General features: G+C 64.0%; 12 protein-coding genes and 2 tRNA genes. 8 read left to right on the top strand and 6 right to left on the bottom strand.

Translation table 11 applies throughout. From position 1 onward, the window contains the following. Nucleotides 1-45 precede the first annotated feature (45 nt). Nucleotides 46-711: a transcriptional repressor LexA gene (gene lexA, locus K1X11_RS08900; RefSeq protein ID WP_221029787.1), complete on the bottom strand. Its 666-nt coding sequence runs from the start codon at nt 709-711 to the stop codon at nt 46-48. Nucleotides 712-936: 225 nt separating this feature from the next. Further along, a tRNA-Met gene (locus K1X11_RS08895) sits at nt 937-1,013 on the bottom strand. A gap of 315 nt (nt 1,014-1,328) precedes the next feature. Here K1X11_RS08895 and rpsB point away from each other — a divergent pair. The 4 genes from rpsB (at nt 1,329) to K1X11_RS08875 (ending at nt 3,631) form a co-directional block, all read left to right on the top strand. Next, nucleotides 1,329-2,246, top strand: a complete 918-nt coding sequence (rpsB, locus tag K1X11_RS08890; protein ID WP_221029788.1) for a 30S ribosomal protein S2 — start codon at nt 1,329-1,331, stop codon at nt 2,244-2,246. 48 nt (nt 2,247-2,294) lie between these two features. Continuing rightward, nucleotides 2,295-2,888, top strand: coding sequence for a translation elongation factor Ts (tsf, locus tag K1X11_RS08885; RefSeq protein WP_221029789.1), 594 nt, complete (start codon nt 2,295-2,297; stop codon nt 2,886-2,888). 108 nt (nt 2,889-2,996) lie between these two features. Continuing rightward, nucleotides 2,997-3,404, top strand: coding sequence for a DUF983 domain-containing protein (locus K1X11_RS08880; RefSeq protein ID WP_221029790.1), 408 nt, complete (start codon nt 2,997-2,999; stop codon nt 3,402-3,404). A 139-nt stretch (nt 3,405-3,543) separates the two neighbouring features. After that, nucleotides 3,544-3,631, top strand: a tRNA-Ser gene (locus K1X11_RS08875). A gap of 247 nt (nt 3,632-3,878) precedes the next feature. Here K1X11_RS08875 and ppk1 read toward each other — a convergent pair. Continuing rightward, entirely contained in the window at nt 3,879-6,080 is a 2,202-nt protein-coding gene (gene ppk1, locus K1X11_RS08870; RefSeq protein WP_221029791.1) for a polyphosphate kinase 1, read from the bottom strand. Between the two features lie 92 nt (nt 6,081-6,172). Further along, on the bottom strand, nt 6,173-6,637 hold the full coding sequence (locus K1X11_RS08865; protein ID WP_221029792.1) for a methyltransferase family protein: 465 nt from the start codon (nt 6,635-6,637) through the stop codon (nt 6,173-6,175). A 211-nt stretch (nt 6,638-6,848) separates the two neighbouring features. Here K1X11_RS08865 and K1X11_RS08860 point away from each other — a divergent pair, with 211 nt between their 5' ends. The 4 genes from K1X11_RS08860 to K1X11_RS08845 all read left to right on the top strand — a co-directional run bounded on the left by K1X11_RS08860 (nt 6,849) and on the right by K1X11_RS08845 (nt 14,012). Further along, nucleotides 6,849-9,611, top strand: coding sequence for a DUF1592 domain-containing protein (locus K1X11_RS08860; RefSeq protein WP_221029793.1), 2,763 nt, complete (start codon nt 6,849-6,851; stop codon nt 9,609-9,611). 2 nt (nt 9,612-9,613) lie between these two features. Continuing rightward, nucleotides 9,614-11,005 (top strand): DUF1552 domain-containing protein, encoded by a 1,392-nt coding sequence (locus K1X11_RS08855; protein WP_221029794.1) that lies wholly within the window; start codon nt 9,614-9,616, stop codon nt 11,003-11,005. A gap of 34 nt (nt 11,006-11,039) precedes the next feature. After that, nucleotides 11,040-12,071: an alpha/beta hydrolase gene (locus K1X11_RS08850; RefSeq protein WP_221029795.1), complete on the top strand. Its 1,032-nt coding sequence runs from the start codon at nt 11,040-11,042 to the stop codon at nt 12,069-12,071. A gap of 117 nt (nt 12,072-12,188) precedes the next feature. Continuing rightward, nucleotides 12,189-14,012, top strand: a complete 1,824-nt coding sequence (locus tag K1X11_RS08845) for an alpha-L-rhamnosidase-related protein (RefSeq protein ID WP_221029796.1) — start codon at nt 12,189-12,191, stop codon at nt 14,010-14,012. Between the two features lie 3 nt (nt 14,013-14,015). On the opposite strand, the gene K1X11_RS08840 is transcribed toward K1X11_RS08845, so the two are convergent. Together K1X11_RS08840 and K1X11_RS08835 are read right to left on the bottom strand one after the other, a co-directional pair. Continuing rightward, nucleotides 14,016-14,576, bottom strand: coding sequence for a hypothetical protein (locus K1X11_RS08840; RefSeq protein WP_221029797.1), 561 nt, complete (start codon nt 14,574-14,576; stop codon nt 14,016-14,018). Between the two features lie 62 nt (nt 14,577-14,638). Next, nucleotides 14,639-15,055, bottom strand: a complete 417-nt coding sequence (locus K1X11_RS08835) for a hypothetical protein (protein WP_221029798.1) — start codon at nt 15,053-15,055, stop codon at nt 14,639-14,641. Between the last annotated feature and the right edge of the window lie 7 nt (nt 15,056-15,062).

Here is a 15,062-nt window from a genome sequence, read left to right as displayed (position 1 = left end):
AAAGGGGGCGGGGGCGGCGGGGAGGCGGGGGAGGGAATTCACCCTTCACTCTTTTCCATTCACCCTTCTTAGCAGGCCGACCATCAGGCCTTGGATGAGGAGTTCCTCGGCGGGCAGAAGGTCGGGGTAGCGTGGGTTTTCGGCGCGCAGGACGGGGCGGCCGTCGTGGTGCAGGAAGCGCTTGAGGGTGGATTCACCGTCGATGAGGGCGGCGACGATCTGACCAGAGCGGGGCTCGCCGGGGGTGAGGAAGACGAGGTCGTCCTCCACGATGTTGGCCCCGATCATGGAGTCGCCGCGCACGCGCAGGGCGAAGAGAGGGCGGCGGGAGTCGGGGCGCAGGCCGAGGGTGGTTGGGTCGATGGCGACGGTTTCGTCGGCGTCGGGATGTTGGGCGTTGGCCGCAGGCAAGCCGGCGGGAATGACGCCGAAGACGGGGACTGAGAGGAGGCCGAGGGGCAGGGCGTCGCGGGATAAACCCGCTCCCACAGTTTGTGAGGCGGGTAGGCGAAAGGCGCGGGCTTTGCCGGGGGAGCGGCTGAGAGCGCCCTTCTTTTCGAGCGCCTGCAGGTGGCGGGTGGCGGCGAAGGGGCTGGCGAAGCCGAAGTGAGCCTGAATCTCGCGCAGGGTGGGGAAGACGCCGTGCCGGTCGCGGTGGGCCCGCACGTAATCGAGCACGGCTTGTTGCTTGGGCGTCAGATTATCAGGCATGTGTTCAAATGAACACTACTTGATGGAGCCGCCAAGCGGGATTTGTGAGCGAATGGGCAAGCCGTTGATGGGGCGGTGGATAATTTTTTGAGGCCTACGGACGGACCCGGCAGGACACGGGGTGGCAGATCGTGGACACGTGGGAATGGCCGACACGGCCATGGCTACACGCTGGTAATGGGGCACAAAAAAACCCGATCGGCGTGGCCCAGATCGGGTTTAAATTGGGTGCAGGGCTGGGATTTGAACCCAGGACCTTCAGGTTATGAGCCTGACGAGCTACCAGACTGCTCCACCCTGCAACAAAAGTGGGACGCGGAACGTCGCGAGGACGGTCGGCGGAGTCAAATTGGGAAAATTTGAGAGAACAGTGGAGGCGAACCGGAGGGCTCTCCTCAACGAAGGGAGGCAGAGGAATGTGGCGGGTTTGTTACGTGTCAACAGGGTTTTTTAAAATTCCTGAATCTGCTCTTGCCTAGGGCCTGCCGGGTCTCTGTGTTCGACCACTCTTTCCCCGGAAAGACCCGTTCGTTTAACCCATCACACTAACCATTACTCGATCGCAAGGCGGTCCATAGACCGACCTGTGTGTCGCAGATACATAGATCAAAACTCACATGAGCAACCTCAGCATTACCGTCCGAGACCTCCTCGACGCCGGTGTCCACTTCGGCCACCAGACCAAACGTTGGAACCCGCGTTCCAAGCCCTTCGTGTTCGATCACCGTCAGGGCATCACCATCATCGATCTGGGCAAAACCTTCGCTCGCCTTGAAGCGGCCAGCGAGGCCCTCACCAATCTCGTCGCCGACGGCGGCAACGTGCTCTTCGTCGGCACCAAGCGCCAGGCTCAGGAAATCGTCCGCGAGGCCGCGACCTCCGTGGGAATGCCCTACTGCGTCGACCGCTGGCTCGGCGGCACCCTGACCAACTTCGCGACCGTCAAGCGCTCCATCGCCAAGTATAAGAAGTATCAGGCCATGGACACCTCCGGCGAACTCTCCAAGCTCGGCGGTAAGGAGCAGGCCGCGATCAAGCGCGAGATGGTCCGCATGCAGAAGAACTTCGCCGGCATCGTCGACATGGTCGACCTCCCGCAGGCCATGGTGATCATCGACGTGTCCCACGAGGACATCGCGGTCGCCGAGGGCGAGCGTTGCGGCATCCCGACCATTGCGCTGGTCGACACCAATTCCGATCCCTCCAACGTCACCTACCCGATCCCGGGCAACGACGACGCCGTGAAGTCGATCCGCGTGATCGTCGAGACCCTGCTCGAAGCCGTGCAGAACGGTCTCGGTCAGCGTGACGCCCGCCGCATCGCCCGTGGCCAGGCCGACCTCAAGGCCGCCACCGCCGCGGTCGCCGCCGCTGCTGGCGTCGAGGCCGAGACCGAGGTTGCCCCCGAGGCCGCCGCGCCGGTCGAGACCACCGAGGTCGTGATCCCCGAGCCGGCTTCCGGCAAGAAGATCGCCGCCCCCAAGGATGACGCGCCCGCCGAGGCCGCCACCGAAGAGGCCCCGAAGGCCGAATAAGCCCCGGGATTCGTCTCCAAATTTCGAATACATCGAACCTTTCCTACAATGAGCACCGAGATTACCGCCAAAATGGTGAACGATCTGCGCAAGGCGACTGGCGCGGGTCTCATGAAATGCAAAAAGGCCCTCGTCGATGCCAACGGCGACGTCGAGGAGGCCACCACCATCCTGCGCAAGCAGGGTGAGGCCAATGCCGTCAAGAAGGGCGACCGTGAGGCCAAGGATGGCATCATCGAGAGCTACATCCACCTCGGTGGCAAAGTTGGCGTCCTCATCGAGGTCAACTGCGAGACCGACTTCGTGGCCCGCAACGACGACTTCAAGGCCTTCGTGAAGGACATCTGCCTGCACATCGCCGCCGTCGCTCCCACCGCGGTGACCCGCGAAGAGGTGCCGGCCGAGCTCGTCGAGAAGGAGCGCGAGATCGCTGCTTCCCAGGCTGAGGGCAAGCCGCCGATGGCCGTGCAGAAGATCGTCGAGGGCAAGCTCGAAAAGTTCTACGCGCAGAGCGTGCTGCTCGACCAGCCGTTCGTGAAGAACCCGGACCAGACCATCCGCGATCTCGTCACCGCCACCATCCAGAAGACCGGCGAGAACATCCAGATCCGCCGCTTCACCCGTTACCAGCTCGGCGCCTAAGTCGCCGCTGTTTGGTTCGTTTTTCGAAGACGCCTCCCGCTTTTCGCGGGGGGCGTTTTCGTTTTGGCGAATAGGTCGCCGTCTCCTAGCCTCTGACTTTTCCACCCCATGCAAGTTACCCGAGGACAGATCATCGCGCGCGGCCTGACCAACCGCTGCCCCAATTGCGGCGGTCGCACGCTCTTCCAGGAGGGGCGTTTTTTTGAGCTCAATAAATCCTGTCCGCAGTGCGGTCTGACGATCGAGCGTGACGAGGGGTTTTTCCTCGGATCGATGTCGCTCAACTACGGCATCACCATCGTGCTCTTCCTTGTGCCGGTATTGCTGCTCTATCTGGCGGGCGTATTTTCAGGTGTCACCGCGAGTGTGGTGGCGGGCGTGGGAGCGGTGGTCGTGCCGATCCTGCTCTACCGTTCGTCGCGGAGTTGGTGGCTGATGAACTACTACGTTTTCCTGCACCATCACCTGCCGGCGAATCAGCGCGAACTGGCACCGGACGAGGACGCCAACACCTGAGGTGGACACGGAGGGGAAGCGGCGCGGGGCGAGGCAGAGGCCAGGGAGGATTTCACGTTCTGCGGTTGGTTAACTTTCGGCTTCCGTTTTTGTGCCGGGCTCCTACGGTCTGCCCTCCCACGCTTCACCGTGACAATTAGGAGAGGTGGCAGAGTGGTCGATCGCGCCGCACTCGAAATGCGGTTTACCGCAAGGTAACGAGGGTTCGAATCCCTCCCTCTCCGCCATTGTCGATTTTCGATTTTGGAATCTCGATTTTGGATTGTGGGTGAGGCTGCGGGAAGGGCGGACGCAAGTGAGGGATGAGAACCCGGGTTCGACGGAGGTGCAGTGCAGCTGCACCGGAGATGGGCCGCTGGAGCAAAGCGGAAGCGCCGCGTAGCGGTGGACCGAAGGTCCAGCCAATCCCTCCCTCTCCGCCACTTCGAATTACGAATTACGATTTCGGATTGAAGGCGCCGAGGTGGGCGCGGCCTACAGCGCGAGGGAGTCGCGTTCGTTTTGGTAGCGGACGCGTTGGCCGGCGGCAGCCATGAAGTAGGTCTGCACGGAGAAGGTGGGTTCGCCGGCGCGCCGGGGCACGGGTCGGTAGGAGCCGTTGGCGCGCAGCTCGCGGGCATCGACGTTGTCCTGTAGTTCGAGCGGGAACAGCTCGTCGAGGAACCAGGCGCGCAGTTGCGGATCGTCGATGGGGAAAATGACTTCGATACGGCGGAAGAAATTGCGCGGCATCCAGTCGGCGCTGCCGGCGTAGATGTCGGGTTCACCGTCGGCGTTGTGAAAATAAAACGCGCGCACGTGTTCGAGGAAACGGCCGACGATGCTGCGCACGCGGATGTTTTCGCTCAGGCCGCGCATGCCGGGCACGAGGCCGCAGATGCCGCGGATGATGAGGTCGATCTGCACGCCGGCGCGGGAGGCGGCGTAGAGGCGGTCGATCACGGCCTTGTCGATGAGGGAGTTCATCTTGGCGATGATGCGGGCGGGCTTGCCGGCGGCGGCGTTGGCGGTCTCGCGGTCGATCAGATCGAGGAGGCGGCTGTGCAGGTTGAAGGGGGCCACCAGCAGGCGTTGGAAGGTCGGTTTGCGCGAGAAGCCGGTGAGGGTGTTGAAGGTCGTGGCGACGTCCTCGGTGATGTCGGGGCGGGAGGTGAAGAGGCTCAGGTCGGTGTAGAGCTTGGCCGTCTTGGGGTTGTAGTTGCCGGTGCCGAGGTGGGCGTAGCGACGCAGGACCTTACCCTCGCGGCGCACGACGAGGGAGCACTTGCAGTGGGTCTTATGGCCGACGAGACCGTAAACCACGTGCACGCCGGCGTCCTCGAGCTGGCGGGCCCATTGGATGTTGTTGGCTTCGTCGAAGCGGGCCTTGAGTTCGACCAAGGCGGTGACCTGTTTGCCGTTTTTGGACGCTTCGATCAGGGCGCGCACGATGGGGGAGTCGCCGCTGGTGCGGTAGAGCGTCTGCTTCATCGCAAACACCTGCGGGTCGCGGGCGGCGAGGGTGACAAAATCCACCACCGGCTCAAAGCTGTCGTAGGGGTGGTGCAGCAGCACGTCCTGTTGGGCGAGGGTGGCAAAGGGGGATTCGCCCGCGTGTAGGGGAGAGGTGGATACGGGGGTGAAGTTGGGATACTTCAGATCGGGCCGATCCAGTTCAACCAGACTCATCAGCCGCAGCAGGTTGAGCGGGCCGCCGAGGCGGAAGACATACTCGTGCGAGAGCTCGAGGTGGTTGCAGAGCGTTTCGAAGATCTCGTCGTCGACCCCTTCCTCGATCTCCAGGCGCACGGCGGCGCCGCGCTTGAGGTTGCGCAGCTCGGCTTCGATGGTCTGGAGCAGGTTTTCAGCTTCTTCCTCGTCGATGTAGAGGTCGCTGTTGCGGGTGACGCGGAAGGCGTGGGCGCCGTTGAGGCGGTAGCCGGGGAAGAAGGCGTCGGCGCAGAGTTTGATGATCTCGCTGAGGAAAATGTAGGTCTGCTGGTGGGTGCCGTCGGGATCGATGCGCACAAGGCGCGGCAGGATGCGCGGGACGGGCAGGATGGCGGCGTGGCGCTCGTTTTCCGGGGTATCGGGATCGTCGAGCGAGACGACGACGTTGAGCGTCTTGTTGCCGACTTGGGGAAAGGGGTGGGCTTGGTCGAGTCCGAGTGGGGTGAGCACGGGGAAGACCTGTTCATCGAAGTAGTGACGCACCCAGGCGAGTTCGGCGGAGGTGAGTTCGTCGGCCGATTTGAAGTGCACGCCCTCGGCGGCGAGGGCGGGCACCAGCTCGTCGTGCCAGAGGCGGTATTGGTCGTCGACGAGGGAGGCGACGACGGAGTGGATGCGGCGGAGCTGTTCGCGCGGACCGAGGCCGTCGAGGCCGGATTTTTCGACGCCGCTCTCGACCTGTTGGATGAGGCCGGCGACGCGGATCTCAAAAAACTCGTCGAGGTTGGAGCAGACGATGGCGAGGAACTTGACGCGTTCGAGGAGCGGGCAGCTCGGGTTGCGGGCCTGCTCGAGCACGCGGCGGTTGAAGGCCAGCCAGGAAAGTTCGCGGTTAAAATAGGCGGCTTTGATCGGTCGGGCCGGGGCACTCACCGGGTCATGGTCGCACGCCGGCATGCTCACCCCCGCGCGGTCGATGGGCGGGCTGGCAGGGGCGGTTTTTTTGGTGGTGCGGCGGCGGGGCATGAGGGAAACAGACCAGAATAGGTAAGAGCATGAGCGGGACCAGTTTTTCCGAACGTCCCTACCAAGTTGTAACACGCTGTGGCCGGAGTGGTTCAGAGCCAGCGCCGGGTGCGTGCGGCGTAGGCCTCAAACTGCGGGCCAAAACGTTGCCGCAGGGTCGACTCCTCCCAGCGAATCGGTCCGCGCGTGAGGCCGATCATGAACAGCGGCACTGCCACCCACGGCAGCAGCTCGCCGCTGCGCAGCGCAACCCCGGCGAGGATGAAAGCTTCGCCGAGGTAGATGGGGTTGCGGGACCAGCGAAACACGCAGGTGGTGATCAGGGCGTTGGCATCGCGGTAGGGCAGGACAGCGGTGCGGTGTCGCGCCACGGTGAGGATGGCGGTGGCGGCCCAAATTACCCCGGCGAACCCGATCCCGAGACCGAAGGCGCGTAGCCAAGCCGGGGTCGACCACCACGCGGATTCGGTCGTGCGGATGAGCAGCACCGTGAGTCCGAGCTGCAGCAGGAACCACACGGGCGGGTAGAGCAGAGGCGAGGGGCGTGAGGAGGGCATGGCGGTCGATCGGTCGAGCGCGATCGTCGACCGCATAGAGCTTTGGCGTGGGGCGTGGCGGTTTGCACGTTTAACAGTCACGCAACCCTTGCCGGTCTGAGTTGAGAACGGCCGGGGGCTGAGTTCTGTTCATGGCAAGTCCGCGGTGGTTCCCACTCCCAAACGCTATCGCGCGCCTGCTTTCGCTCCCTGTTCGCTGTTACCCAACCTTATGCTATCTGCCTCTTTGCGTGCCCAGAACTATGTCCGTTTACCTGCCTGGGGACGTTTCTTGGTGGGGATTTGCGGAGCGCTGACAGGGGCGGGCGCGGCCTCGGCGCAGGTGGCGGATGAGCCGGTGCTGGCGAGTTTTCGGGCGGAGATTGAGTTCACCCTCGATGAATATTGCTACGACTGCCACGGCTTCGGCAGCGACAAGGGCGGGGTGGTGCTCGACGCGTTTCGCAGCGAGGAGGACGTGAAGGACCACGCGCTGTGGTTGCGCGTGTTGAAGAATGTGAAGGCGGGACTGATGCCGCCGCCCGATGAGTTTCAGCCCAGCGACGAAGAGAAGGCGGCTCTGGTGCAGTGGATCAAAACCAAGGCTTTCCAACTCGATCCGGCGCATCCCGATCCGGGGCGCGTGACGGTGCGTCGGCTCAATCGCGTGGAGTATCGCAACACCGTGCGCGATCTCGTGGGCGTCGATTACGATACCTCGCTGGAGTTTCCGGCCGACGATACCGGGCACGGTTTCGACAACATGGCCGACGTGCTCACGATTTCGCCGATGTTGCTCGAGAAGTATCTCGATGCGGCGCAAAGCATCGTCGACGAAGCGGTGCCGCGGGAATCCGGCGTGGTGCCGGCGGTGGTGTTGCGCGGGAACCAGTTTGTCGCGCTGGCCGATCCGATCCCGCCCGCCGTGGAAATGGTGGCGCCGGTCGGTCATTCGACACCACCGGAAGGTGCGCCCGAGGTGCCGGTGCCAGCCCAACTCGACAGCGCCGAGCCGGCAGTGGCGTCGGAACAAGTCGCGGTCGCCAAACGGCGGGCCGGCGAGATGGACTTGAGTTATTACACGCCGGCGACGATCGCGACGACCTTCACGGCCGAACACGCTGGAAGCTACGAGGTGGAGATCAACTACCGGGCGCTGGAGAAATACGTCGATACCCAGTTCGACCACAACAAGTGCCACGTCATCCTGAAGCTCAACGGCGAGACGCTGCTGGAGCGCGAGATGGTGCGCGAAGGTTACGGGCGGCGTTTCTCCTATGCGTTCAAGCGCGAACTGGACGCGGGTGAACATGACGTCGTGGTGGAGATGCGGCCCATCGCGCCCGCGGTGGAACAGATCCGCGACCTGCGCATCCGGCTCGATAACGTCACCGTGCGTGGCCCCGATGATCCGGCGCACTACGTGCCGCCGGCCAACTATGCGCGCTTTTTCCCGCGCCCGGTGCCGGAGGGCGCTGACGCCCGCGCCGATTACGCGCGGGAGCTGCTGAGTGATTTCGCGCGGCGGGCTTTCCGTCGGCCGGCCAGTGACGCGACGGTCGATCGCCTCACGCAGGTCGCACTCGGCGTGGCGGAGCAGGACGGCCAGACCTTTGAGTCGGGGGTGGCGCAGGCCATGGTGGCGGTATTGGCGTCGCCGCGATTCCTTTTCCGCGAAGAGGCGCTGGAACCTCTGCAACCGGGGCAACGTTACCCGGATGTCGACGAATACTCCCTCGCTTCGCGCCTGTCCTATTTCCTGTGGTCGACGATGCCGGACGAGACCCTGCTCGGCCTCGCGGAACGCGGCGAGTTGCGGGCCAATTTAAGCGCGCAGGTCGAGCGCATGCTGGCGGATCCACGCTCGGATCAATTGGTGGATAACTTTACCGGCCAATGGTTGCAGGGACGCGACGTGGTGGATGTGGCGATCAGCGACTTCGCGGTCTTTTTGCGGGAGCATCCAAATCCGGCGGTCGAGTCGGCGCGCAAAACCTTCCAGGAGCTGCGGCGCGTGCCGGAGGCGCAACGCACGCCCGAGCAAAACGCCGAATTGCGCGAAGCCGGGCAGGTGTTTCGCGAGTTCGCCCGCATGCCGCGTCCGTCCTTGGGCGGCAAGGTGCGCCGGGCCATGCGCGCGGAGTCGGAGCGCTACTTCGACTACATCCTGCGCGAAGACCGTAGCCTGCTCGAGCTGATCGACAGCGACTACACCTTCCTCAACGAAGACCTCGCCGAGCACTACGGCATCGATCACGTGGAAATCAAAGGCGACGAGCTCCGCCGCGTGACCTTGCCCGCGGGCCATCCGCGCGGGGGCGTGCTCACGCAAGGCACGGTGTTGGCCGTCACCTCCAATCCCGGGCGCACCTCGCCGGTGAAGCGTGGGGTCTTCATTTTGGAGAACATCCTCGGGACGCCGCCGCCCCCGCCGCCGCCGAACATTCCCGGACTGGAAGAAGTCGCGAGTGAGGAGGAGCTGGCGAAGATGTCGCTCCGCGAGACCCTCGAACTGCACGCCTCGAGTCCGATGTGCGCCTCCTGCCACAAACGCATGGATCCGCTGGGACTGGCCTTGGAGAACTTCAACGCCATGGGCCGCTGGCGCGACGAGGAGATGAACCAGCCCATCGACCCGCAGGGCAAACTCATCACCGGCGAAACCTTTACCGGCGTGCAGGAGCTGAAACAGATCCTGGTGACGAATTACCGCGAGCAGTTCCTCCACACCTTCACCGAGAAGATGCTCACCTATGCGCTCGGTCGCAGCATGGAGTATTACGACGTGCAGACCTTGGGTGACATCGTGCACACCCTCGAAACCGAAGGGCCGCGTCCCTCGGTGCTGCTGCGTGAAATCATCACCTCTCCCGCGTTCCAGAAAGCGCGTTTGCCCGCCACCCCGACCCACCTGGTCGAAGAAACACCTGCGCCCGCCGAGACGACGACTGTATCCGAATCGTCACGACAGGCCATCAACCCTCTGAGCCGCTGATCATGAACCACTCCGCCGACACCGAACTCCGCCAGCACCTTCGGGCGCTCAGCCGCCGCAACTTCCTCCGGGGCATGGGAGCTTCTTTGGCGTTGCCGGCTTTTGCCTCCCTCACGCCGAGCAAGTTGCTCGCCGCGACCGCCGCGTTGGAAACCGCCACCACGCCGACCGGCGCGCCCTTGCGCACCGCCTTTGTGACCTTCCCCAATGGCGCCATCCCCGACCGCTGGTGGCCCACCGGTGGCATGAGCAACTTCGCCCTGAGCGAAACCCTCGCGCCCCTCGCCAACGTGCGCGACCGGGTGCAGATCTTCAAAGGCTTGGATCACGAGAACGCCACCGCGGGCGACGACGGTGCCGGTGATCATGCTCGCGGCAACGGTGTGTTTCTTACCGGCGTGCGGCTGAAGAAGAGTGCGACCGATGTGCAGGCGGGCATCTCGATCGATCAGGTGATTGCCAATCACGTCGGCCATCTCACGCGCCTGCCGTCGCTGGAAATGACCTGCGACGCCAACCGCCAGTCGTCGGGCTGCGACTCCGGCTACTCCTGCGCCTACCAATACAACATCTCGTGGAAATCACCGACCCAGCCGATGACGCCGGAGAACAATCCGCGCCTCATTTTCGAACGGCTCTTCGGTTCGGGCGCGCATGGCGAGCGTCAGGCCAATGCCAAACGCCGCATGGAGAACCGCCGTTCCGTGCTCGATTTCGTGATGGATGATGCGCGCAGCCTGCAGCGCAAACTGGACGCCTCGGATCGCGAAAAGCTCGACCAATACCTCAGCGGCGTGCGCGACGTGGAGACCCGCATCGAACGCGCCGAACGGTTTGGACCCAATGTGGATCCGGCCATCAAGACGCCCGAAGGCATTCCCGAAAAGCATGCGGAGTATGTGCAGGTCATGTATGACATGATGCTGCTCGCCTTCAAAACCGACTCCACCCGCGTGTGCACCTTCGTGCTCGGTCACGACGGCGACAACCGCTCCTTCAGCGAGATCGGCATCAGCGAGGGGCATCACGAATTGTCCCACCACCAGAATCGCTCCGATCGTATCGAAAAAGTGGCGACGATCGACCACTGGTATGTGACGCAGTTTGCCCAGTTCCTGCAGAAGATGGACGAAACCGAGGACATCGACGGCAACTCCCTGCTGCATAACTCGCGCATCATTTACGGCTCCGGCAACGCCGACGGTAACCGTCACACCCACCACGACCTGCCGGTGTTGCTGGCCGGTGGCGGCGGTGGCCTGCTCAATCCGGGACGTTTTGTGGAAGTCGACTCGCAGCCGATGAGCAACCTCTTCCTCACGCTGGCCAACCAGGTGGGCGTAAAGGACCTGCCGCGCTTCGGCGACTCGACGGCCCTCCTCGGCAACGTCTGAGTCGACCGTTCTCCTTCAGCTACCCCATACCCCCATGATAAAATTCCGCTCCCTTCTGTGGGTGGCGCTGGCCGCGTTAGCCGCGCCGCTCGTGTCTGTTGCCCATGATCCCGCCGCGGTGATGACGGGCGACTTTGAACTCACGCCGGACTCACTGGTGCAGGACGGCGTGCCGCAGGGGGAGTTGAAGGGCCCGTTTGAGTTTCGCAGTGGGATCATCACCGGCACGGTGCGGCAGTATTGGGTCTTTGTGCCGGCGCAATACGACCCGGCGACGCCGGCCAGCGTGCTGGTGTTTCAGGACGGGCACCGCGCCACCCACCCGGAAGGGTCGCTGCGGGTCCAGAACGTGTTGACTAACCTGATACACGAAGGCGCCATCCCGCCGACCATCGGTATCTTCATCACGCCCGGCGACACGCGGGCGGAGTTTCCTCAGGATCTGGGCTGGGGTAACCCCAACCACCGCTGGCAGGAGTATGACGTGCTCACCGCCGACTACGGTCGGTTCATCATCGAGGAAATGCTGCCGCTGGTGGGGCAGGACTACAACCTGACCGACGACCCCGAGCAGCGCGCCATCGGCGGCACCAGCAGCGGCGCGATCTGCGCGTTCACGGTGGCGTGGAACAACCCCGATGTGTTTCGCAAAGTCATCAGCTTCATCGGCAGCTACGTGTCGATCGGCTCGCGTCCGCCGGAGGATGATCCGACTGGGGCGTGGTCGCCGGGCGGGCAGGATTATCCGGCGATGATCCGCCGTCTGCCGCCGAAGCCGATCAAGATCTTCTTCCAGGACGGCTCCAACGATCTCGATAACCCGTGGGGTAACTGGTTCCTCGCCAACCAGCAGATGGTGGCGGCGATTAACTTTGCCAATCAGCAGGCCGAGCGGGTGGAGAACGGCGACACGCCGTGGGACCCTTATCGCAACGCGCCGACCGCGCATGTTGCCGGCGTGCGTTGGCAGGAGAAGCACGTGTGGACCGACGGTGAGCACAGCGACAAACACGGCGGCCACCTGCTGCCGGACGCGATTCGCTGGCTGTGGGCGGACACGGACTAAGGGCCGGAGAAACGGTCATTTATGCGTCGTTGTTGAGTTTGCGTTGCCCGGGCTGGCGGGGCGCGATCATGGTGCGCGGTTGGTCAGTTTTATGTGCTGATCGCGGAGCGCGCGCTTATGAAAATTCAGACCTTGGGAATTATCGGCCTGCTGTTTACGGCGGGGCTTCACGTCACGGCTCAGATTCCGTCTCCCGGAGTGGTGGAGGCCTTCGAAGATCAACCGGTGGAGGTGACTTGGCTGGGGCCGGGCCATTGGTGGGTCGATTTTGGGCAGGCGGCTTTTGGTAACCTCGTCCTGGATACGCCGGCCGACGCGCCGAGCGACGCGACGGTCACGGTGCAGATGGGGGAGGCCCGCCGCGCGGAAGCCAAGGCGGTCGAGCCGGAGCCGGGTGGCACGGTGCGATACCAGCAACACGAGGTGGCGTTGGTGCCCGGGGGCGAGGTGTGGCCGGCGCTGACGTGGGCGCCGCCCGGTTGGATGAAGGATGGCTGGCTGGAACTGCCGGCCGGGGCAGGGGAGATGATGCCGTTTCGTTATGCGGAGATCGAAGGTGCGCCGGAGTGGTGGGACGCGACGACCACGGTGAGGCGGCGCGGCTGGCGCACGGCGTTCAACGACGCGGCCGCGAGCTTCAGCTCCTCGAGTCCGGAGCTCGATGCGGTGTGGCAGCTGTGCAAATACAGCATCAAAGCGACCACCTTCATGGGCCTCTACGTCGATGGCGACCGAGAGCGGAAACCCTACGAAGCCGACGCATTGTTGAATCAACTTTCTCACTACGCGGTCGACGCCGAATACGAGACGGCGCGGCACACCAACGACTACCTCATCGCGCAGCCTACCTGGCCGACGGAGTGGCGGCTGCAGATGGTGATGTTGGTGTGGAATGATTTTCTGTGGTCGGGTGACGACACCGGACTGCGCACGCATTACGACGTGCTGGTGGAGCGGGCGATGATCGAGCGTCGCACAGCCGATGGACTCTTCCGCGGCTTCGATGGTCATCCCGAGCGGGACATCATCGATTGGCCGGGGGGCGAGCGGGACGGCTACGACATGGCGCCCGATGTGAAGACCGTGGTGTCGGCGTTCCACTACCGGGCGGTGTTTCTGTTGGCCGAAATCGCGGAGCATCTGGGGCGGGCGGAAGACGCGGCTTCCTTTGCGGCGATGGCGGCGCAGACGCGGGACGCGATCAACGCACGGCTCTGGGACGAGAGGCTCGGGGCCTATCGGGATGGACTCGATTCGGAGACCGGAACGCTGAGCGAACACGCGGCGTCGCACGCGACCTTTTTTGCGTTGGCCTTGGGCGTGGTGCCGCCGGAGCGGGTGGAGCGCGCGACGGCGTATGTCGCGGCGCGTGGCATGGTGCCCAGCGTTTATGGCGCGCAGTTTTTGCTGGAGGCGCTCTACGACGGTGGTGCAGCGCAGGCGGGTTTTGATCTGCTCACCTCACGAGGGCAACGGTCGTGGCTCAACATGTCGGAGAAGGTCGGTTCCACCATCACACTCGAAGCGTGGGATCCGGCGTTTAAGCCCAACCTCGATTGGAACCACGCGTGGGGTGCGGCGCCAGCGAATCTGATTCCGCGCAAGGTCATGGGCATCGACCCGGTGGAGCCGGGTTTTGCGCGTTTTGTGGTGCGCCCACAGACAGCGGGTCTGACGCACGCGCAGGTCAAGCTGCCCACGCCGCACGGCGCCATTGAACTCGCGGTGGTGGGCACGAGTGCAGCGGAGTGGTCGGCGCGACTCGTCGTCCCGGCTGGGACGGTGGCCGAGTTTCATCTGCCTTTTGCCGGAACGCCCGTCGTGTCGGGTGAAGGCAGTGACGACGTGAAGGTGATGCGCCGCGCCGATGACGTCAGCCCCGTGGTCGAGTTGCCCGCGGGCGCGTGGACGCTGACGATGGTGCCGCAGCCTTTGAGCTGAAGCTCAGTTGAGCGGCACGAACATGTAGGAGCCGACCAGGTCGGCGCCGGGGCCGAAGGTGGTCGCTTTGACGAGGTAAACCGTCACGAGCAGGTTGCCGTCGTCGTCGGCCGGCTCGAGCACGTAGCTGTAGCGTTGGTCTTTGGAGCCGCGGCGTTGGATGCGGAGCACCGCCTTGCCGTCTTCGTGAGAGAAGCCGCGGGAGGCGCCCCAGAGCGCGCGCCACAGGCTTTTGCCGTCGTCGTTAAAAATCTCCAACACGAGGCGGTCGGTTTCGTCGTTGAGTTCAAACCGGGCGCTGGTGGGGAAGTCGGCGGCGGAGAGTGCCGGGCTGAATTGCTGACTCAGCAGCGCGTGAAAAGAGATGGCTTCGAAGGCCGCTTCGCCGTCGGTCGATTGCACCACGACGCCTTTGTCGGCGTAGGTGCCCGTCACGTCGCCGGGGGCGGCGTGGACGAGGGGCGCAGCGACGGCAAAGAGGCCGAGGGTGACACAGGCGGTGACGACGTTGCGCAGGCGGCCAAACGTCGAAAGTCCGAGGGGGTGATTAACGATCTGGCTCATGCCGACACCCTACGCCGCGCGGCGGGGGCAGGCAAGTGTGGCGCGGTGGGCGCGGGCGGGAATTATTCCTCGATTTTGAGGGCGGTGGTGAGCCACTTGATGAGCACCGCCTTCTCGTTTTTGGCTTCGTAATCGGCGACCAGTTGGTCGAGGCGCTCCTGCATCTTGGCGTCGCGGCGGAGGCGGAAGGAGAGCTTGGCCTCCTGCGGCATCTCATCGTCGCGGATGAGCTCATACATGAAATAGGGATCGATGAGCGTCTCGCGGATCTCGGCGTCGGTGGAGAAGATCAGGTCCTCGCGGATCTCGCGTTCACCGTCGATCTCCTCGCCGTGGCACATCACGCAACGTTGGTCGAGGATCGTGCGGACCTCGGCTGGGATGGGGAAGAGCGCGTCGAGTTCGTCGGCTTGAGTGACGGTCGCGCTGAAGAGTGCGGCGCAGACAACGGAGAAGGAGCGGGTAAGGGACAGAGACATCGGCGAG

The sequence above is a fragment of the Actomonas aquatica genome, assembly GCF_019679435.2.
GTDB classification, from domain to species: Bacteria; Verrucomicrobiota; Verrucomicrobiia; order Opitutales; family Opitutaceae; genus Actomonas; species Actomonas aquatica.
The sequence above is the reverse complement of the archived record's forward strand: the minus strand, read 5'-3'. Positions and strand labels throughout refer to the sequence as shown.

Coding starts and splice junctions, on each gene's coding strand:
- lexA (WP_221029787.1), bottom strand. CDS start 711: ATGCCTGATAATCTGACGCCCAAGCAACAAGCCGTGCTCGATTACGTG.
- rpsB (WP_221029788.1), top strand. CDS start 1,329: ATGAGCAACCTCAGCATTACCGTCCGAGACCTCCTCGACGCCGGTGTC.
- tsf (WP_221029789.1), top strand. CDS start 2,295: ATGAGCACCGAGATTACCGCCAAAATGGTGAACGATCTGCGCAAGGCG.
- K1X11_RS08880 (WP_221029790.1), top strand. CDS start 2,997: ATGCAAGTTACCCGAGGACAGATCATCGCGCGCGGCCTGACCAACCGC.
- ppk1 (WP_221029791.1), bottom strand. CDS start 6,080: ATGCCCCGCCGCCGCACCACCAAAAAAACCGCCCCTGCCAGCCCGCCC.
- K1X11_RS08865 (WP_221029792.1), bottom strand. CDS start 6,637: ATGCCCTCCTCACGCCCCTCGCCTCTGCTCTACCCGCCCGTGTGGTTC.
- K1X11_RS08860 (WP_221029793.1), top strand. CDS start 6,849: ATGCTATCTGCCTCTTTGCGTGCCCAGAACTATGTCCGTTTACCTGCC.
- K1X11_RS08855 (WP_221029794.1), top strand. CDS start 9,614: ATGAACCACTCCGCCGACACCGAACTCCGCCAGCACCTTCGGGCGCTC.
- K1X11_RS08850 (WP_221029795.1), top strand. CDS start 11,040: ATGATAAAATTCCGCTCCCTTCTGTGGGTGGCGCTGGCCGCGTTAGCC.
- K1X11_RS08845 (WP_221029796.1), top strand. CDS start 12,189: ATGAAAATTCAGACCTTGGGAATTATCGGCCTGCTGTTTACGGCGGGG.
- K1X11_RS08840 (WP_221029797.1), bottom strand. CDS start 14,576: ATGAGCCAGATCGTTAATCACCCCCTCGGACTTTCGACGTTTGGCCGC.
- K1X11_RS08835 (WP_221029798.1), bottom strand. CDS start 15,055: ATGTCTCTGTCCCTTACCCGCTCCTTCTCCGTTGTCTGCGCCGCACTC.